Below are 20,409 nucleotides of genomic sequence, written 5' to 3'. Positions count from 1 at the left end.
TTAAATTCTCTCCGGCAAAATCCGTTGTGTTGTGCTGTTTTTTAACACTGACAGAACAGCACAAATTCCACATTTTTTATTAAATTTTTAAAAATTGTTTGGCTTAATTATCACCAGATGACGTTCGCCTTCGAGCTGAGGAATCTGTAATTTCTCAATGGACTCGACGGCAAAACCGTCCGGAAGCTGTTCAATTTCATCGCCGGGCAACTGCCCTTTCAGCGCATAAAAACGGCCATTCTCTGCCGGTAAGTGCTTACACCAGCTCACCATGTCATTAAGCGAAGCAAACGCACGGCTGATAACCCCGTCGAACGGTGGCTCTGCCGGGAACTCCTCTACCCTGCTCTGCACAGGCGTGATGTTCTCAAGCTTCAGCTCATGCTGTACCTGGCGCAAAAAACGCACGCGCTTGCCAAGGCTATCCAGCAGCGTGAAATGGCTTTCCGGGCGGACAATCGACAGGGGAATACCCGGCAGGCCAGGACCCGTGCCCACATCGATAAAGCGCTCACCGTTCAGGTACGGCGCAACCACAATGCTATCGAGAATATGGCGAATCAGCATCTCGTTGGGGTCGCGTACGGAGGTAAGGTTGTACGCTTTATTCCATTTGTTCAGCATATCGACATAGGCCACCAGCTGATTTTTCTGGTGATCGGTGAGCGAAATACCTGCCTGATCCAGCAGACGAGAGAGTTTATTGAGCACGGTGAATACCTGTTGAGAGACTTAAGTGGCGGGTGGCGCTTCGCCAGCCCGCCCTACGGAGTTCTGTAGGCCCGGTAAGCGCAGCGCCACCGGGCGAATTACACATATTACGCGCTGCGGCGCAGCATGCCCTGCTTTTTCAGCCACACCAGCAGAATCGAAATCGCTGCAGGGGTAACGCCCGAGATGCGGGAGGCCTGGCCGATCGACACCGGTTTGTGATCGTTCAGTTTGGCGATCACCTCGTTGGACAGCCCCGTCACCTGACGATAGTCCAGCATTTCCGGCAGCAGCGTGTTTTCGTTACGCTGCTGCTTTTCGATCTCATCCTGCTGACGCGAGATATAACCTTCGTATTTCACCTGGATCTCAACCTGCTCTGCCGCTTCAGCGTCTTCAAGACCCGGGGCAAAGGCGGTGAGTTTCACCAGATTCTCATAGGTCACTTCCGGGCGACGCAGCAGATCTTCACCGCTGGCTTCGCGCGAGAGCGGCGCAGTTAAGTGAGCGTTCACTTCCGCAGCGGTTTCGGCCTGCGGATTAACCCAGGTCGTTTTCAGGCGCTGACGTTCCTGCTCAATGCGCTCCAGTTTCTCGTTGAAGCGCGCCCAGCGTTCGTCATCCACCAGACCCAGCTCACGACCCATTTCGGTCAGACGCAGGTCGGCGTTATCTTCGCGCAGCATCAGGCGATATTCCGCGCGAGAGGTAAACATACGGTACGGTTCTTTGGTGCCCAGCGTGCAGAGATCGTCGACCAGCACGCCCAGATAAGCCTGAGAACGCGCCGGAGCCCAGCCCTCTTTCTCGGCAGAGAAACGGGCGGCGTTCAGACCGGCCAGCAGGCCCTGTGCAGCAGCTTCTTCGTAACCGGTGGTGCCGTTAATCTGACCTGCGAAGAACAGACCGTGGATGAATTTGCTCTCCAGGGTTGGCTTCAGGTCACGCGGATCGAAGAAATCGTACTCAATAGCGTAGCCAGGGCGAACGATTTTCGCATTCTCCATCCCCTGCATTGAGCGAACAATTTGCATCTGCACATCGAACGGCAGGCTGGTGGAGATGCCGTTCGGATAGATTTCGTTCGAGGTCAGCCCTTCTGGCTCCAGGAAGATCTGGTGCTGGTTACGATCGGCAAAGCGCATGACTTTGTCTTCGATCGACGGGCAATAGCGTGGGCCGATCCCTTCGATCACGCCGGCGTACATTGGGCTGCGATCGAGGTTATTGCGGATCACGTCATGAGTTTTTTCGTTGGTATGCGTGATATAGCACGGTACCTGCTGCGGATGCTGCGCTGCATTGCCCATGAACGAGAAGACCGGCATTGGGTTATCGCCGTGCTGTTGTGCCAGCACGCTGAAATCAATGGTGCGCGCATCAATACGCGGTGGAGTACCGGTTTTCAGACGGCTGACACGCAGCGGCAGTTCACGCAGACGGCGTGACAATGGGATAGATGGCGGATCGCCAGCACGTCCACCGCTGTAATTATCCAGACCGATATGGATCTTACCGTCCAGGAATGTCCCGACGGTCAGAACAACCGCTTTGGCGCGGAATTTGAGCCCCATCTGGGTAACTGCGCCAACGACACGATCGTTCTCCACGATAAGATCTTCCACTGCCTGCTGGAAGATCATCAGGTTCGGCTGGTTCTCCAGGGCAGTACGCGCCGCCTGACGATAAAGCACGCGGTCTGCCTGAGCGCGGGTCGCACGGACAGCGGGGCCTTTACTGGCGTTTAGTATCCTAAACTGAATGCCTGCGTGATCGATCGCTTTCGCCATCAGGCCGCCAAGTGCATCCACTTCTTTTACCAGGTGTCCTTTCCCAATGCCGCCAATCGCCGGATTACAGGACATTTGTCCCAGCGTGTCGATATTGTGTGTCAAAAGCAGGGTCTGCTGACCCATTCGCGCTGCGGCCATTGCGGCCTCAGTGCCTGCGTGACCCCCGCCAATGATGATGACGTCAAAAGGATCCTGATAAAACATGGTGGTCTGCCTCGCGTAAAGCGGTATGAAAATGGATTGAAGCCCGGGCCGTGGATTCTACTCAACTTTAGTCTTTCGAGAAAGCATTGGGATCCTGGGCTATTAAAAAGAAGATCTTTTTATTTAGAGATCTGTTCTATTGTGATCTCTTATTAGGATCGCGGACCATTGTGGATAAGTCCGATCTCATAAAGAAGATCATGGGGTTAGAAAGGATCGTTTGCTGTGAATGATCGGTGATCCTGGCCCGTATAAGCTGGGATCAGATCGCGACTTTATACACAGGGCAAAAACGACTTCAACGTTGTTCTTTGGATAACTACTGCTTAATACGAGCTTTTAACCAGAGTTATCCACATCCGTTCGCGCGATCTTTAATCGTTTTTGAGTAAATTTTTCCATTCACCCAGCCAGATCTCAGCCGGATCTTCCGGAATATCATGATCGAGGATGTTGATCTTCAGCGTTTCACCCACCTGTTTTGCTCCGCAGGCGGTGACAGCGGCTTCCACTTTCTCTATAGCACCGCAGAAGGTGTCATATTCACGGCTGCCAATACCCACTGCGCCAAAACGCACGTTTGACAGGTCTGGCTGCTGTTCCTGCAGTTCGTCATATAAAGGTTGCAGGTTATCCGGAAGATCGCCTGCGCCATGCGTGGAGGTGATCACCAGCCAGACCCCATCAGTCGGGAGATCTTCAAGCAAAGGCCCGTGCAGCGTTTGTGTGGAAAATCCCGCATCCTCCAGCTTCTCAGCCAGATGTTCCGCTACATATTCCGCGCCGCCAAGGGTGCTGCCACTGATAAGGGTAATGTCCGCCATTGATCGCTCGCTCAGATAAAGAGGGGGCCATTGTACGCTGTGAACGGGCTGGGATCTACCTGTGGAAAATGTGGGTATGGATTTGCCTGATCAGGGGCGAATGGTACGCATGATCGGGTTTTGCAGGGAGATCAACGTCTCGGTGGATTGAATTTCATCGATTGTTTGGATCTTGTTGATAAGTACCTGCTGCAGGGCATCTATGGATCGACACATCACCTTGATAAAGATGCTGTAGTGGCCGGTGGTGTAGTACGCCTCTGTGACTTCATCGAGCGCGTTCAGCTTCGCCAGCGCGGAAGGATAATCTTTTGCGCTTTTAAGAATAATGCCAATAAAGCAGCAGACGTCATAGCCCAGCTGTTTTGGGCTGACATCGATACGAGCCCCGGTAATGATCCCCGCCTGTTTCATCTTCTCTACACGAACATGAATCGTCCCTGGGCTGACGCCAAACTGCTTCGCCAGTTCGGCATAGGCGGTACGGGCATTGGCCATTAACGCCTCCAGGATGCCGCGGTCCAGATTATCGATCTGATAATTTTCCATAGCTTTTTCTTATGAAGATTAATGAATCACTCTATTCTAGCGTTAAATTTTAACGAATCAAAAGTGAAGGTGGCTTTTTGTTGTTTGATTATTGAATTGAATGCCTTTTCTGTTGCTTAATCAATACCAACAGGACGCAGGAGTATAAATAATGAAAACCGCTTATATCGCAAAACAACGCCAGATCAGTTTCGTTAAATCCCATTTTTCCCGCCAGCTGGAAGAGAAGCTGGGTCTGATTGAAGTTCAGGCACCGATTCTCAGCCGCGTGGGTGATGGGACGCAGGATAACTTGTCCGGATGCGAAAAAGCGGTGCAGGTGAAAGTGAAAACACTGCCAGACGCCCAGTTCGAAGTGGTTCATTCCCTCGCGAAGTGGAAGCGTCAAACCCTGGGACAGCACGACTTCAGCGCAGGCGAAGGGCTCTACACGCACATGAAAGCCCTTCGCCCCGATGAAGACCGTCTGTCTGCCATTCACTCTGTTTACGTTGACCAGTGGGACTGGGAGCGCGTAATGGGTGATGGCGAGCGCCATGTCGGCACGCTGAAATCCACCGTTGAGGCGATCTACGCCGGGATCAAAGCGACCGAAGCGGCCGTAAGCAAAGAGTTTGGTCTGGCACCGTTCCTGCCGGAATCGATCCACTTTGTTCACAGCCAGGAGTTGCTTAGTCGTTTCCCGGATCTGGATGCTAAAGGTCGTGAACGTGCGATCGCCAAAGAACTGGGTGCCGTCTTCCTGATGGGGATCGGCGGTAAGCTGTCGGATGGTAAACGTCATGATGTTCGTGCACCGGATTATGATGACTGGAGCACCATGAGCGAGGGCGAGTTTGCTGGTCTGAACGGCGATATTCTGGTCTGGAACCCGGTGCTGGAAGATGCGTTTGAACTCTCCTCAATGGGGATCCGCGTGGATGCTGATGCGCTGAAACGCCAGCTGGCGGTGACCGGTGATGAAGATCGTCTCACGCTGGAATGGCACCAGGCGCTGCTGCGCGGTGAGATGCCGCAGACCATTGGCGGCGGTATCGGCCAGTCCCGTCTGACCATGCTGCTGCTGCAGTTGTCGCATATTGGTCAGGTGCAGTGTGGTGTCTGGCCGCAGCAGGTACGCGAAAGCGTCAGCTCGCTTCTGTAATTAACGCTGCCAGCGTCTGAGCAGGCGGCTACGCAACCCGGTATCAAAGCGCCAGATATGATCGAAGATGCGCATGATGCCGGGTTTTCCATGGGCGGACATCGCCACTGCGTGGAAACGGTGCTGATGCACCCGCTGTAACTCCTTCACTTTATTCACCACGTCATCCGGCAGCCGCTGGGCAATAAAATCGGAAATCACCACCGCGTCAGCGTCGTACCAGTCGCCGCCCTGCATACGTTCCACAATGCTGCGAAAACAGCTGGCCAGATCGGTACCGCCGCGAAAACGCTGGCTTAAAAAGCGGATCGCTTGCTCAATGCCCTGCTGATGGGTCAGCTCATAGCTCACCACTTCGCTGGAAAAGAGCATGATAAAGCAGCGACGCCGGTCAGCGAGCGCCACGCGCATCAGCGCCAGGCAGAACGCTTTGGCACACTGTTCGTTGAAACCGCCCATCGAGCCAGATGTATCCACACAGACGATAAATGGGCCGCGCGGTTGCTCATCAAAATCCTGATGGACCACCGGACGTTGGCTGATTTTTTCGCGCCAGGCTTCGCCATGCAGGCGATAGGTCAGAAGCTGTTTTTCCACCAGCCGACGATAAAACTCATATTCCAGCTCGGTCATCCCGAGCGTGCTCAGCTCCGTAGGCAGCAGGCGTAAAATGTCATCGCTTTGCTGGAGCCCATCCACCTGTTCCGGCACGGTGGCCGGTTCCCGCACCAGGGTGCGGAAGGTTTCCATCGGGGCATCCTTCTTTGGGACCGATTTAGCCTCCCTTGAGCGACCCAGCTGTTCCGCAAGCTTCATCAGCTCGGGCTGCTGCGCCAGGAAATCACCATACCGGACAATCAGCTGATAATCCCCACGCCTGATTTGGCCTGCACTCATATCCCAGAGACGTCCGGCGGCGTTTTCATTTTCTACCAGTACCTGCTCCAGCTGACCGCTTAAGGTCATGCGTTCCTGAACTTCGCTGAGCAATTGTTCACGCTCTTCATCCAGCAGCTGCTGGTTCAGCGTCGTGGCCTGAACCACAAGGCTGAGGCGCCAGCGCTGTAAAAAGAGTGTGTGTAAGGCGGGGGTGAAGGTGGCGTTATCGGTGACCAGCGCCCGGGCCTGGCTGGCAAATGGGGAGTGTACTTTATCGAGTAACGTCAGGGTTTGCGGGATCTGAACAATAAACTGCGACGTGGAAAGCCGCTGGCACTGCTGATAGCAGGCCACCTCTTCGGTTAACTCCTGTGGCACTTCGGTCTCTTTAAACCGCTGTCGCAGGTTGTCCCGCCAGCGCGGGAGATCGTCCGTCATCGCTTTTTTTAGCTTCGGGAATTTTTCAAAAAAAGCCGCCAGCTGAGGAGACGCCAGAAGAGTAATAATCACCTCTTCGATCAACCCATCTTCGCTGACGGCCAGCATGACGTTAAGCGTATCCAGCGTTAGCATTGACGAGCCTGTTTGATCTGCGCGCTCACATCCTGCAGGCTGGCTTCAATGCGACCTAACCAGTCGCTGTGAATAAAGAGGCACTTTTGCTGTTCGCTGAAGCGCGTATGCTGCTGATGCCATTCGGTATCCAGCGCCTCCAGCTGCTGCGTGATCTCTTCCGGTACGCTGTCAGAGGCGCTTCCCGGGAGGGCAAGGCGTGACCCCTGCAGGCTTACGTCGCGGATCACCAGGTGCTGACTGCTGTCCACTTCCATATTCAGCGGCTGTGCAAAGCCTATACCGTTAAGCTTACCGCGGATCTCTCCGCCCTTATCAAGCCACTGGGCCAGCGCGTCACGCTCAAGCGTAATGTGCACCACCTGCATGTCATGGAGTTTAAGCGGCTGCTGGAGAAGCAGCGTCAGCGTTGGGCTGGTCAGCTCAGCGGGCAGTTCGTAGTGCGGTTTACGGGCGAACATGCCGCCAAGACGGTTCACCTTCAGTGCTGTTTTATCACTTTGCTGCTGCTGTAGCTGAATGCGCCGTTGGGCTATCGCCCCAAGCTGGTTGAGCATTGATTGCTGGCCCCAGGCGTGTCCGGTCATCAATATTTCAAGCTGCTGCTGCATCAGATTCATCCCTTCGGCATCGTGCCAGAGGCAGTCTTTCAGCAGGATAAGATCGATAGGGGCAACCGCGTCGCGCCCGCTGAACAGGGCGCTGGCCTGCAGCAGACGGATTGCTTTTTTCCAGCGACGGTCGGAAACATAAGGTGCAGAAGGAAGGAGATCAAGCTGCTGACGGAGCTGGTAGATTAGCTCAAAGACCGCGTCCGGCAGTGTGATTTTGCCGATATCCACCTGCCACTGCTGATACTCCTCGTCCGTGACCTGCAGTGAAGCGGCTACCGGGTTTTCATTTTCATCCTGCTGGCTGATCAGCATGGAGCGGAAGTTCGATTTATCCTGCACTTTGTCCAGCCACAGGCGGATCAGCATGCGGTCATACAGCGCTTCAAGGCTGCTGTCGGCCTCGGGAAGTTCGTTCGAGGCGGCCACCAGCAGGCGCATCGGGATTTTCTCTTCGCTGGCGCCGTTACGGAACCGGCGTTCGTTAATCGCCGTGAGCAGGGTATTCAGAATGGCCGGTCCCGCTTTCCAGATCTCATCGAGAAAAACAATCTCTGCTTCCGGCAGATACCCCTCGGTAAGGCGTTGATAACGCCCCTCATCTTTCAGCGCCTGGATGGACAGCGGGCCGAAAACTTCTTCAGGGGTGGAAAAGCGGGTCATCAGGTATTCGAAGGCGCGTGCATTCTGAAAGGCAAATTTCAGCCTACGGGCAATCAGGCTTTTGGCAATGCCCGGCGGGCCAAGCAGAAATACGCTTTCACCGCTCAACGCCGCCAGTAAACAGAGGCGTATGGCGTGACTGCGTTCGAAAAGACCTTTCTCCAGTGCGCTGCTGAGACGGGAAATTCTTTCTGCTAATAAATGTGAGTGAGCCATAATAGTTTTTGCATCCTTTCGCCGTCGTGGCGGCTAATTGAAGCGAGTATAGACGTTTCAGTCAGGGCTGGTAATAGGCTGAAGTGCGGCGCAATTTTCTTTGCGCTACATTAATGCGGTTGCATTTAGGGGTTCGATTTTGCAACGAATCGTGCATACTGTGCGCTTTTTGTGGACCAAGGGAACAGGAACACATTTGTTATTTAAACGAAAAGACTAGTCTATGAGCACTGATAATAAGCAATCATTACCCGCAATTACGCTTGCGGCGATCGGGGTTGTCTACGGTGATATCGGCACCAGCCCGCTTTATACGCTTCGTGAATGTCTGTCCGGCCAGTTTGGCTTTGGTGTTGAACGCGATGCCGTATTTGGCTTCCTGTCCCTCATCTTCTGGCTGCTGATCCTGGTGGTTTCTGTTAAATACCTCTCCTTTGTGATGCGTGCAGATAACGCAGGTGAGGGGGGGATCCTGACCCTGATGTCCCTTGCGGGGCGCAACACCTCGGCCAGAATGACGTCGGTACTGGTTATTATTGGCCTGATTGGTGGCAGCTTCTTCTATGGGGAAGTGGTCATCACGCCTGCTATCTCGGTGCTTTCGGCGATTGAGGGGCTTGAGATTATCGCACCGCAGCTTGATACGTGGGTGGTTCCGCTGGCGATAATCGTTCTGACGTTGCTGTTTATTATCCAGAAGCACGGTACCGGGCTGGTGGGGAAACTGTTCGCACCGATTATGCTGGCCTGGTTCCTGATTCTGGCGGCGCTCGGTTTGCGCGGAGTTATTGGCAACCCGGAGGTTCTGCAGGCGCTGAACCCATACTGGGCTATCCATTTCTTCCTTGAATACAAAGTCGTTTCCTTCGTGGCGCTCGGCGCCGTTGTGCTCTCTATTACCGGTGTTGAAGCGCTGTATGCAGATATGGGGCACTTCGGCAAACTGCCGATTCGCGTGGCGTGGTTTTTAGTTGTCCTGCCATCGCTTGTATTGAACTACTTCGGGCAGGGGGCGCTGCTGCTGAAAAACCCGGAAGCGATTAAAAACCCCTTCTTCCTGCTGGCCCCGGATTGGGCGCTGGTGCCGATGCTTATTCTGGCCACGCTGGCCACCGTTATCGCTTCTCAGGCGGTCATTTCCGGCGTGTTCTCTCTGACGCGCCAGGCCGTGCGTCTGGGGTATCTCTCTCCCATGCGTATCATCCATACCTCAGAGATGGAGTCAGGCCAGATCTACATCCCGTTTGTTAACTGGCTGCTCTATTTTGCTGTGGTGATCGTGATCGTCAGCTTTGAGCACTCCAGCAACCTGGCCGCGGCGTACGGTATTGCGGTAACAGGCACCATGGTGCTGACATCGCTTCTTTCCACCACGGTGGCGTACCGAAACTGGCACTGGAACAAGTTCCTCGTGGCGATGATTCTGGTGGGCTTCCTGTGCATCGACGTACCGCTGTTCTCGGCAAACCTCGATAAGATTGTCTCCGGCGGCTGGCTGCCGCTGACGCTTGGTCTGTTGATGTTCATTGTGATGACCACGTGGAAAAGCGAGCGTTTCCGTCTGCTGCGTCGTATGCATGAACACGGAAACTCCCTGGAGGCGATGATTGCCTCGCTGGAGAAATCACCACCGGTTCGCGTACCGGGCACGGCGGTGTATATGTCTCGTGCGTTGAACGTTATTCCGTTCGCATTGATGCATAACCTCAAGCACAACAAGGTGCTGCATGAGCGGGTTATCCTGCTGACCCTGCGCACCGAAGATGCACCGTATGTTCACAATGTGCGCCGTGTTCAAATTGAGCAACTGTCGCCAACCTTCTGGCGCGTGGTGGCGAGCTACGGCTGGCGTGAGACGCCGAACGTGGAAGAGGTCTTCCACCGCTGCGGTCTGGAAGGCTTAAGCTGCCGCATGATGGAAACATCGTTCTTTATGTCGCATGAGTCGCTGATTATCGGTAAACGTCCGTGGTATTTGCGCCTGCGCGGCAAGCTGTATCTTATTCTGCAGCGAAACGCCCTTCGTGCGCCGGACCAGTTTGAGATCCCGCCTAACCGCGTGATCGAGCTGGGAACCCAGGTCGAGATTTAAGCTCCTTAAAATGCCGGGTGGCGCTTCGCTTACCCGGCCTACTCATACTCAATATTCCCGCCAAAATTTACGTCTCATTTCACTTAGCGAAACGTTTCGACACCGATCACAATTCTGTTACGTCATGGTGGTTTTCTGAACACTCTTAAGACTAAACTGATTTCAGCGAAACGTTTCGCTAGTGGAGCAAGAAAATGAAGAAAGGCACGGTTCTCAACTCAGAAATCTCGTCGGTTATTTCCCGTCTTGGGCATACCGATACGCTGGTGGTTTGCGATGCAGGCTTACCGGTTCCGCGCAGCACAACCCGTATTGATATGGCGTTAACGCAGGGCGTGCCCTCGTTTATGCAGGTACTGGATGTAGTGACCGCGGAGATGCAGGTTGAGGCGGCTATTCTCGCAGCGGAAATCAAACAACATAATCCGCAACTCCACGAAACGTTGCTCAATCACATTGAGCAACTGCAACAACACCAGGGAAACACCATAGAAATTCGTTACACAACGCACGAACAGTTCAAACAACAAACCGCAGACAGTCAGGCGGTGATTCGCAGCGGGGAGTGTTCCCCGTATGCGAATATCATTCTCTGTGCTGGCGTCACCTTCTGAGGCCATCATGGACGCATTACTGCAACTTAAAGGGATCGATAAATCGTTCCCGGGCGTAAAAGCCCTTTCTGGCGCGGCGCTGAACGTTTATGCCGGACGCGTAATGGCGCTGGTGGGCGAGAATGGCGCCGGCAAATCCACCATGATGAAAGTGCTGACCGGTATCTATCAACGCGATGCCGGTTCACTTTTGTGGCTGGGTAAAGAGACCACCTTCAGCGGTCCAAAAGCCTCGCAGGAAGCGGGGATCGGCATTATTCACCAGGAACTGAACCTGATCCCGCAGCTCACTATTGCGGAGAACATCTTCCTTGGCCGCGAATTTGTTAACCGGTTTGGCAAAATTGACTGGAAAACGATGTATGCCGAAGCGGATAAGCTGCTGGCGAAGCTGAACCTGCGCTTCAAAAGCGACCGCCTGGTGGGCGAACTCTCCATTGGCGACCAGCAGATGGTGGAGATCGCGAAAGTGCTGAGCTTTGAGTCGAAGGTCATCATTATGGATGAACCGACGGACGCCCTGACCGATACCGAAACCGAATCCCTGTTCCGCGTCATCCGCGAGCTGAAATCGCAGGGACGTGGAATTGTCTATATCTCTCACCGTATGAAAGAGATTTTCGAGATCTGCGACGACGTTACCGTCTTCCGCGACGGGCAGTTTATTGCCGAGCGTGAAGTGGCATCGCTGACGGAAGATACGCTTATCGAAATGATGGTGGGACGCAAGCTCGAAGATCAATACCCGCACCTCGACAAAGCACCGGGTGAGATCCGCCTGAAGGTGGATAATCTCTGTGGCCCGGGCGTGGATAATGTCTCCTTTACCCTGCGCAAAGGGGAAATTCTTGGCGTGGCAGGGCTAATGGGCGCCGGCCGTACCGAGCTGATGAAAGTGCTGTACGGTGCGCTGCCGCGATCCAGCGGTTATGTCACTCTCGACGGGCATGAAGTGGTGACGCGCTCTCCGCAGGATGGCCTGGCGAATGGTATTGTTTATATCTCCGAAGACCGTAAGCGCGACGGCTTAGTGCTGGGCATGTCGGTGAAAGAGAACATGTCTCTTACCGCCCTGCGCTATTTCAGCCGCAGCGGCGGCAGCCTGAAACATAAAGATGAACAGCAGGCAGTCAGCGATTTTATCCGCCTCTTTAATGTGAAAACCCCCTCGATGGAACAGGCGATTGGCCTGCTGTCCGGCGGTAATCAACAGAAAGTGGCGATTGCACGCGGGCTGATGACGCGCCCGAAAGTGTTGATCCTTGATGAACCTACCCGCGGCGTGGACGTAGGGGCCAAAAAAGAGATCTATCAGCTGATTAACCAGTTCAAGGCCGACGGTCTGAGCATCATTCTGGTCTCTTCCGAGATGCCAGAGGTATTAGGCATGAGCGATCGCATTATCGTCATGCATGAAGGGCATCTCGGCGGTGAATTCACTCGCGAGCAGGCCACCCAGGAAGTTCTGATGGCTGCCGCTGTGGGCAAGCTTAATCGCGTGAATCAGGAGTAAGAAGATGACTACCCAGGCTGTTTCTGGTCGCCGTTATTTCACAAAGGCATGGCTGATGGAACAAAAATCGCTGATTGCCCTGCTGGTGCTGATCGCGATTGTGTCGACCATGAGCCCCAATTTCTTCACCGTTAATAACCTGTTCAACATTCTTCAGCAGACCTCCGTGAACGCCATTATGGCGGTCGGGATGACGCTGGTGATCCTGACATCGGGTATCGATCTGTCCGTCGGTTCCCTGCTGGCGCTCACCGGTGCGGTTGCTGCTTCAATCGTCGGGATTGAGGTCAACGCGCTGGTGGCCGTTGCCGCTGCGCTGGCGCTGGGTGCGGCAATTGGTGCTGTCACCGGGGTTATTGTGGCGAAAGGTCGTGTTCAGGCGTTTATTGCGACGCTGGTCATGATGCTGCTGCTGCGCGGTGTCACCATGGTGTATACCAACGGCAGCCCGGTTAACACCGGCTTTACGGACAACGCCGATCTGTTTGGCTGGTTCGGTATCGGTCGCCCGCTGGGTATCCCGACGCCGGTCTGGATCATGGCCATCGTCTTCCTGGCGGCGTGGTACATGCTGCACCACACGCGTCTGGGCCGCTATATTTATGCACTGGGCGGTAACGAAGCGGCAACGCGTCTGTCCGGTATCAGCGTCAACAAAGTTAAAATTATCGTTTACTCACTGTGCGGTTTGCTGGCCTCTCTGGCGGGCATCATCGAAGTGGCGCGCCTCTCTTCCGCGCAGCCAACGGCGGGTACGGGGTATGAGCTGGATGCCATTGCGGCAGTGGTTCTGGGCGGTACGAGTCTTGCGGGCGGTAAAGGTCGCATTGTTGGGACATTGATCGGCGCACTGATTCTCGGTTTCCTGAATAATGGTTTGAATTTGTTAGGTGTTTCCTCCTATTACCAGATGATCGTTAAAGCAGTGGTGATTTTGCTGGCGGTCCTGGTAGACAACAAAAAACAGTAACTGACGACACTACAGGACATCTTAGATATGAACATGAAAAAACTGGCTACCCTGGTTTCTGCTGTCGCGCTGAGCGCAACCGTAAGTGCTAACGCTATGGCGAAAGACACCATCGCGCTGGTTATCTCCACGCTGAACAACCCGTTCTTCGTCTCCCTGAAGGATGGCGCACAGAAAGAAGCCGACAAACTGGGCTACAACCTGGTGGTGCTGGATTCACAGAACAACCCGGCGAAAGAGCTGGCTAACGTGCAGGACTTAACCGTTCGCGGCACCAAAATCCTGCTGATCAACCCAACCGATTCTGACGCGGTGGGTAACGCCGTGAAGATGGCAAACCAGGCGAAGATCCCGGTGATCACCCTGGACCGTCAGGCAACGAAAGGCGACGTTGTGAGCCACATTGCGTCTGATAACGTGCTGGGCGGTAAAATCGCGGGTGACTACATCGCGAAGAAAGCAGGTGAAGGCGCGAAAGTTATCGAACTGCAGGGTATTGCCGGTACGTCCGCAGCCCGCGAACGTGGCGAAGGTTTCCAGCAGGCGGTTGCGGCTCACAAATTTAACGTCCTGGCCAGCCAGCCTGCTGACTTCGACCGTACTAAAGGTCTGAACGTCATGCAGAACCTGCTGACCGCGCACCCAGACGTGCAGGCGGTGTTCGCACAGAACGACGAAATGGCGCTCGGCGCGCTGCGTGCCCTGCAGACTGCAGGTAAATCTGATGTGATGGTTGTCGGATTTGACGGCACACCAGATGGAGAAAAAGCGGTAAATGATGGCAAACTGGCGGCGACCATCGCTCAGCTGCCTGAGCAGATCGGCGCGACTGGCGTGCAGACTGCTGACAAAGTGCTGAAGGGCGAAAAAGTTCAGGCTAAATATCCAGTTGACCTGAAACTGGTCATCAAGCAGTAAAAAGGCGATTCAGGCAGTCGCTGGCTGCCTGAGGGACACCAATAAAGAAAAGTGTGGCATACGCCACCGGGTAACACCGGTGGCGCTCTCAGATGGACAGCTCAACCATGAAAACCGCAGGCAACCTCGTCGTCCTTGGCAGTATCAATGCCGATCACATTCTTAACCTTGAATCCTTCCCGACGCCGGGCGAAACCGTCACCGGCAACCATTATCAGGTGGCATTTGGCGGTAAAGGTGCCAACCAGGCGGTTGCAGCAGGACGCAGTGGGGCAAATATCGCGTTTATCGCCTGTACAGGTGATGATGATACCGGTGAGCGCGTGCGTAAACAGCTCGCCAGCGATAACATCGATGTTGCGCCAGTCAGCGTTGTTGCAGGGGAATCGACCGGCGTGGCGCTGATTTTCGTCAACGCGGAAGGTGAGAATGTCATCGGTATTCATGCTGGCGCGAATGCCCGTCTTACGACGGACCGCGTTGAAGCACAGCGCGAGCTTATCGCTAATGCCGACGCGTTACTGATGCAGCTGGAATCGCCCGTAGAAAGCGTACTGGCGGCCGCTGACATTGCGCATCAAAATCATACCACTGTCGTACTTAATCCTGCGCCTGCCCGTGTATTATCAGACGAACTGCTGGCGCGGGTGGACATCATTACACCGAACGAAACCGAAGCGGAAAAACTGACGGGCATTCGTGTTGAAAATGATGATGACGCAGCGCGTGCCGCGAAAGCGCTGCACGATAAAGGCATCGGCACCGTTATCATTACCCTCGGTAGCCGCGGCGTGTGGGCAAGCGTAAACGGCGAAGGCCGTCGCGTGCCGGGCTTTAAGGTCAAGGCGATTGACACCATCGCGGCAGGCGATACGTTTAACGGAGCATTGGTGACAGCGCTGCTGGAAGGAAAGGGAATGGATGATGCTATCCGCTTTGCGCATGCTGCTGCGGCTATCGCCGTCACGCGCAAAGGTGCCCAGCCCTCCGTTCCGTGGCGTAAAGAGATCGACGAATTCTTAAGTCAGCAGGGGTAACGCTTGGCCACAATGAAAGATGTCGCCCGCCTGGCGGGCGTTTCTACGTCGACAGTCTCCCACGTCATTAATAACGATCGCTTTGTCAGCGAGGCGATTCGGGAGAAAGTCGAAGCCGCAGTGAAAGATCTCAACTATGCGCCGTCTGCGCTGGCCCGCAGCCTGAAGCTCAACCAGACGCGCACCATTGGCATGCTGATCACCGCCAGTACGAATCCCTTTTATTCTGAACTTGTCCGCGGGGTGGAACGCAGCTGCTTCGAACGCGGCTACAGTCTGGTGCTGTGCAATACCGAAGGGGATGAGCAGCGCATGAACCGTAATCTGGAGACGCTGATGCAAAAACGCGTCGACGGGTTACTGCTGCTGTGTACCGAAACGCATCAACCCTCGAAAGAGATCATTCAGCGTTATCCGTCTATCCCCACGGTGATGATGGACTGGGCGCCGTTCGACGGGACCAGCGATCTGATTCAGGATAACTCCCTGCTGGGCGGAGATATGGCAACCCAGTATCTGATCGACAAAGGCCATACCCGCATCGCCTGCATTACTGGCCCGCTGGATAAAACCCCGGCGCGTCTGCGTCTGGAGGGGTACCTTTCCGCGATGGCTCGGGCGGGACTCGCGGTTCCGGAGGGTTACCGTATTACCGGCGATTTTGAATTTCAGGGCGGTTTCGAGGCGATGCAGACATTGCTGGCGCAGACACCGCGCCCGCAGGCCGTCTTTATTGGCAACGATGCCATGGCATTTGGGGCGTATAAGGCGTTGTACCAGGCGGGATTGCGTATTCCTGACGATATGGCGGTGATTGGCTACGATGATATCGAACTGGCCAGCTACATGACCCCGCCGCTGACCACGATCCATCAGCCAAAAGATGAACTGGGTGAGCTGGCCATTGATGTATTAATCCACCGAATGGCGCAGCCCACGCTGCAGCAGCAACGTCTGCAGCTTACTCCTGTTCTGATGGAACGGGGTTCGGTTTAGCTTTTGTTTTGTGGCGTTCTTTAATCAGGTTTCGACCATCTTTCGGTTTTAACAGCATAAAGACCAGCGCTGAAACGACGGTAAGTACGCCCATCGTGATAAAGGTATAGTGGAACTGCTCGACGGTGTTCGCGCTGTCAAAACCTTCATAGAACCGCAGTACCGCGGCACTGACAGCCACCCCAAGGCTGATTGATAACTGTTGAGTCACCGCCAGCACGCTGTTGCCACTACTGGCGTTGTCGTCAGTCAGATCCGCGAGAGTAATCGTGTTCATCGACGTGAACTGCGTTGACATTGCCATACCCAGCACAAACAACGGCAGGATCAGCATCCAGACGGGAAGCGAGGCAGATTGTAGCGAGAACTGCGCAATCATCAGCCCGATAAAGACCGTTACGCCAACCAGCGTCTTCCGATAGCCAAACCAGCGCAGCACCTGTGTGACGGTTGATTTGGCCAGAATTGAGCCCATTGCCGTGGGCGCCATCATGCAGCCGGCTATCAGGGCCGGATAGCCGAAACCGACCTGCAGCATCAGAGGCATCAAAAACGGTACGCAGCCCGTCCCCAGGCGCGAAGCAATATTCCCCGCGATACCTACCGAGAAAGTGCGCGTATTAAAGAGAGACAGCGAAATCAGCGGTGTCGGGTGACGGCGTGCATGACGTATATAAAGAAGGAACAGCAAAATACCGCCAAGAATGACAGCCAGCGCAAGCCATGTTGCCACTATCTTCTCACCAAACAGCTCCATCCCGCTGGAGAACAATACCAGGCTCAGACCAAACAGGAAAAAACCACCCATATCGAAACTGCGTCTTGGCGTGGTGAAGTTCGGCATATATTTGCGGGCATACAGCAGCCCTGCTACGCCAATTGGAATGTTAATCAGGAAGATCCAGTGCCAGCTGGCCCAGGTGACAAACACACCACCCAGCACCGGGCCAAGTATCGGACCGACCAGGCCGGGCATGGTGACGAAGTTGAGCACGGGAAGCAATTCACTGCGTGGATAGGCGCGCAAAAGTGCCAGGCGCGCCACGGGCATCATCATCGCGCCGCCAATTCCCTGCAGAACGCGGAAGATAACCAGTTCGGTCAGAGAGGATGATAATGCACAGGCCAGCGAACCGAGCGTAAAGAGCGTTACGGCCAACATAAATACGCGACGGGTGCCGAAGCGATCGGCCAGCCAGCCGCTCACCGGGATCAACATTGCAACCGTCAGGGTGTAACTGATGATGGCGGACTGCATCGCCAGCGGCGATCGGTTAAGGCTTTGCGCAATGGCGGGAAGTGCGGTGTTGAGGATGGTGGCATCCAGTGCCTGCATAAAGAACGCCATGGCTGCAATCCACGGCAGCCCGGCCATGCTGCGTGCTTTTTTCTTTGTCATTTATTCACCTGCTGGTGGGTTGGCGCGGCCAGTAACGCCTGGCACGCGCTCAGGGCTCGTTGCCCGTCGCTCTCCTGAATGGCATCGACAATGGCCTGATGCAGATCCAGCTTCACCACTTCGTCCTGAGTAATAGAGGTAAAGTAGGTGTGGTACACCGAATGGAATAAAGAAGCAAAAGAGGTAAGGAACGGATTGGCGCTCATCATATAGATATGTTCATGCCAGGCCATATCGACCTCAACCCAGCGCTCGCGGTTGAAGTGCTTTTTCAGGAACACCATCTCTTCCATTAAGGTGTTGAGCTGGGCTTTTTGTTCGGCTGTCCCGAGCGTGGCGGCAAGCAGGCAGGCCTGCGGCTCAAGACTGCTGCGCATCACCAGAAAGTGATCGACGACCTGATTGAAGTTGTCTTCTGTCATCCACCAGGAGAGAAGTTCCTGATCGAGGAAGTTCCAGTTGCTTTGTGGCATCACCCGCGTGCCAATGCGCGGACGCGGTAGCACCATGCCTTTTGCTGTTAAGGTTTTCACTGCTTCGCGAACGGCGGTACGACTCACGCCAAACTGCTCGCCCAGCTCCATTTCGCCCGGCAGGATGCTACCCGGGGCATATTTACCCGCTAAAATCAGCTGAGCCAGCTTTTCTGCCAGCACATAAGACAGGTTTTTTTGGGCTGCCAGCTGTTGTGCGCTCAATGGCATTGCTTTTATTCCTTAATGATTCTTGTCGATAAGTATGCCACCGTGAATGTGATTGTGGTTGCAGATACATCAAATAGAACACTTTGTAGCTTGATTTCATCGCTATTGGTGAAAAAAAACACGGACGGAAACTTTTTTTAAATTTCCTCTTGTCACTTCAGAATAACTCCCTATAATGCGCCTCCACTGACACGGAACAACGGCACACACGCCGCCGGGTCAGCAGAGAAAAGCAAATTAAACGCTTGACTCTGAAGCGGGAAAGCGTAATATGCACACCCCGCGCCGCAGCGAAAACGAAGCGGCACTGCTCTTTAACAATTTATCAGACAATCTGTGTGGGCACTCAAAGTGACATGGATTCTTAACGTCGCAAGACGAAAAATGAATACCAAGTCTCAACGAGTGAACACGTAATTCATTACGAAGTTTAATTCATTGAGCATCAAACTTTTAAATTGAAGAGTTTGATCATGGCTCAGATTGAACGCTGGCGGCAGGCCTAACACATGCAAGTCGAACGGTAGCACAGAGAGCTTGCTCTCGGGTGACGAGTGGCGGACGGGTGAGTAATGTCTGGGAAACTGCCTGATGGAGGGGGATAACTACTGGAAACGGTAGCTAATACCGCATAACGTCGCAAGACCAAAGAGGGGGACCTTCGGGCCTCTTGCCATCAGATGTGCCCAGATGGGATTAGCTAGTAGGTGGGGTAACGGCTCACCTAGGCGACGATCCCTAGCTGGTCTGAGAGGATGACCAGCCACACTGGAACTGAGACACGGTCCAGACTCCTACGGGAGGCAGCAGTGGGGAATATTGCACAATGGGCGCAAGCCTGATGCAGCCATGCCGCGTGTATGAAGAAGGCCTTCGGGTTGTAAAGTACTTTCAGCGGGGAGGAAGGTGTTGTGGTTAATAACCGCAGCAATTGACGTTACCCGCAGAAGAAGCACCGGCTAACTCCGTGCCAGCAGCCGCGGTAATACGGAGGGTGCAAGCGTTAATCGGAATTACTGGGCGTAAAGCGCACGCAGGCGGTCTGTCAAGTCGGATGTGAAATCCCCGGGCTCAACCTGGGAACTGCATTCGAAACTGGCAGGCTGGAGTCTTGTAGAGGGGGGTAGAATTCCAGGTGTAGCGGTGAAATGCGTAGAGATCTGGAGGAATACCGGTGGCGAAGGCGGCCCCCTGGACAAAGACTGACGCTCAGGTGCGAAAGCGTGGGGAGCAAACAGGATTAGATACCCTGGTAGTCCACGCCGTAAACGATGTCGATTTGGAGGTTGTGCCCTTGAGGCGTGGCTTCCGGAGCTAACGCGTTAAATCGACCGCCTGGGGAGTACGGCCGCAAGGTTAAAACTCAAATGAATTGACGGGGGCCCGCACAAGCGGTGGAGCATGTGGTTTAATTCGATGCAACGCGAAGAACCTTACCTGGTCTTGACATCCACAGAACTTTCCAGAGATGGATTGGTGCCTTCGGGAACTGTGAGACAGGTGCTGCATGGCTGTCGTCAGCTCGTGTTGTGAAATGTTGGGTTAAGTCCCGCAACGAGCGCAACCCTTATCCTTTGTTGCCAGCGGTCCGGCCGGGAACTCAAAGGAGACTGCCAGTGATAAACTGGAGGAAGGTGGGGATGACGTCAAGTCATCATGGCCCTTACGACCAGGGCTACACACGTGCTACAATGGCGCATACAAAGAGAAGCGACCTCGCGAGAGCAAGCGGACCTCATAAAGTGCGTCGTAGTCCGGATTGGAGTCTGCAACTCGACTCCATGAAGTCGGAATCGCTAGTAATCGTAGATCAGAATGCTACGGTGAATACGTTCCCGGGCCTTGTACACACCGCCCGTCACACCATGGGAGTGGGTTGCAAAAGAAGTAGGTAGCTTAACCTTCGGGAGGGCGCTTACCACTTTGTGATTCATGACTGGGGTGAAGTCGTAACAAGGTAACCGTAGGGGAACCTGCGGTTGGATCACCTCCTTACCTT

Annotated in this window: 16 protein-coding genes and 1 rRNA gene; 9 read left to right on the top strand and 8 right to left on the bottom strand. The window is 54.4% G+C overall.

Annotation, left to right across the window (positions count from 1 at the left end):
• Positions 1-87: 87 nt before the first annotated feature.
• The 4 genes from rsmG to asnC form a co-directional block, all read right to left on the bottom strand.
• On the bottom strand, positions 88-711 hold the full coding sequence (gene rsmG / locus ACQG19_RS24775) for a 16S rRNA (guanine(527)-N(7))-methyltransferase RsmG (protein WP_013099403.1): 624 nt from the start codon (positions 709-711) through the stop codon (positions 88-90).
• Between the two features lie 107 nt (positions 712-818).
• Positions 819-2,708, bottom strand: coding sequence for a tRNA uridine-5-carboxymethylaminomethyl(34) synthesis enzyme MnmG (gene mnmG, locus ACQG19_RS24770; protein ID WP_426725988.1), 1,890 nt, complete (start codon positions 2,706-2,708; stop codon positions 819-821).
• Between the two features lie 374 nt (positions 2,709-3,082).
• Positions 3,083-3,532, bottom strand: a complete 450-nt coding sequence (mioC, locus tag ACQG19_RS24765; RefSeq protein ID WP_013099402.1) for an FMN-binding protein MioC — start codon at positions 3,530-3,532, stop codon at positions 3,083-3,085.
• A gap of 90 nt (positions 3,533-3,622) precedes the next feature.
• On the bottom strand, positions 3,623-4,081 hold the full coding sequence (gene asnC / locus ACQG19_RS24760; protein ID WP_008500198.1) for a transcriptional regulator AsnC: 459 nt from the start codon (positions 4,079-4,081) through the stop codon (positions 3,623-3,625).
• A 151-nt stretch (positions 4,082-4,232) separates the two neighbouring features.
• Between asnC and asnA the strand changes: the two genes are divergently transcribed.
• Entirely contained in the window at positions 4,233-5,225 is a 993-nt protein-coding gene (gene asnA / locus ACQG19_RS24755; RefSeq protein ID WP_013099401.1) for an aspartate--ammonia ligase, read from the top strand.
• Here asnA and viaA read toward each other — a convergent pair whose 3' ends face one another.
• On the bottom strand, positions 5,226-6,677 hold the full coding sequence (gene viaA / locus ACQG19_RS24750) for an ATPase RavA stimulator ViaA (RefSeq protein ID WP_013099400.1): 1,452 nt from the start codon (positions 6,675-6,677) through the stop codon (positions 5,226-5,228).
• Entirely contained in the window at positions 6,671-8,167 is a 1,497-nt protein-coding gene (gene ravA / locus ACQG19_RS24745; protein ID WP_058679269.1) for an ATPase RavA, read from the bottom strand. The genes viaA and ravA overlap by 7 nt, the downstream gene beginning before the upstream one ends.
• A gap of 223 nt (positions 8,168-8,390) precedes the next feature.
• On the opposite strand from ravA, the gene kup reads away from it, so the two are divergent.
• The 7 genes from kup (at position 8,391) to rbsR (ending at position 16,307) form a co-directional block, all read left to right on the top strand.
• Positions 8,391-10,259, top strand: coding sequence for a low affinity potassium transporter Kup (kup, locus tag ACQG19_RS24740; RefSeq protein ID WP_013099398.1), 1,869 nt, complete (start codon positions 8,391-8,393; stop codon positions 10,257-10,259).
• A gap of 194 nt (positions 10,260-10,453) precedes the next feature.
• Positions 10,454-10,873: a D-ribose pyranase gene (rbsD, locus tag ACQG19_RS24735; protein ID WP_058679268.1), complete on the top strand. Its 420-nt coding sequence runs from the start codon at positions 10,454-10,456 to the stop codon at positions 10,871-10,873.
• A gap of 7 nt (positions 10,874-10,880) precedes the next feature.
• Positions 10,881-12,386: a ribose ABC transporter ATP-binding protein RbsA gene (rbsA, locus tag ACQG19_RS24730; protein WP_020690258.1), complete on the top strand. Its 1,506-nt coding sequence runs from the start codon at positions 10,881-10,883 to the stop codon at positions 12,384-12,386.
• A gap of 4 nt (positions 12,387-12,390) precedes the next feature.
• Positions 12,391-13,356, top strand: coding sequence for a ribose ABC transporter permease (gene rbsC / locus ACQG19_RS24725; RefSeq protein WP_029883505.1), 966 nt, complete (start codon positions 12,391-12,393; stop codon positions 13,354-13,356).
• Positions 13,357-13,383: 27 nt separating this feature from the next.
• Positions 13,384-14,274 carry a ribose ABC transporter substrate-binding protein RbsB gene (gene rbsB, locus ACQG19_RS24720; protein WP_013099394.1) on the top strand — a complete coding sequence of 297 codons (891 nt, stop codon included), beginning with the start codon at positions 13,384-13,386 and terminating at the stop codon, positions 14,272-14,274.
• 107 nt (positions 14,275-14,381) lie between these two features.
• Complete coding sequence (gene rbsK, locus ACQG19_RS24715) at positions 14,382-15,311, top strand: ribokinase (RefSeq protein ID WP_038982504.1); 930 nt, start codon at positions 14,382-14,384, stop codon at positions 15,309-15,311.
• A gap of 3 nt (positions 15,312-15,314) precedes the next feature.
• On the top strand, positions 15,315-16,307 hold the full coding sequence (gene rbsR, locus ACQG19_RS24710; protein ID WP_013099392.1) for a ribose operon transcriptional repressor RbsR: 993 nt from the start codon (positions 15,315-15,317) through the stop codon (positions 16,305-16,307).
• On the opposite strand, the gene mdtD is transcribed toward rbsR, so the two are convergent.
• Positions 16,273-17,706 carry a multidrug transporter subunit MdtD gene (gene mdtD, locus ACQG19_RS24705; RefSeq protein ID WP_020690262.1) on the bottom strand — a complete coding sequence of 478 codons (1,434 nt, stop codon included), beginning with the start codon at positions 17,704-17,706 and terminating at the stop codon, positions 16,273-16,275. The two genes, rbsR and mdtD, sit on opposite strands and share 35 nt — an antisense overlap.
• Positions 17,703-18,410 carry a FadR/GntR family transcriptional regulator gene (locus ACQG19_RS24700; RefSeq protein ID WP_013099390.1) on the bottom strand — a complete coding sequence of 236 codons (708 nt, stop codon included), beginning with the start codon at positions 18,408-18,410 and terminating at the stop codon, positions 17,703-17,705. Before ACQG19_RS24700 ends, mdtD begins: the two co-directional genes overlap by 4 nt.
• A gap of 455 nt (positions 18,411-18,865) precedes the next feature.
• Between ACQG19_RS24700 and ACQG19_RS24695 the strand changes: the two genes are divergently transcribed.
• A 16S ribosomal RNA gene (locus ACQG19_RS24695) occupies positions 18,866-20,405 on the top strand.
• Positions 20,406-20,409: the final 4 nt, after the last annotated feature.

Source organism: Enterobacter cloacae complex sp. 277I4, from assembly GCF_050031465.1.
GTDB classification, from domain to species: Bacteria; Pseudomonadota; Gammaproteobacteria; order Enterobacterales; family Enterobacteriaceae; genus Enterobacter; species Enterobacter cloacae.
Note: the sequence above shows the minus strand (reverse complement) of the source record. Positions and strands in the feature narration are given on the sequence as shown.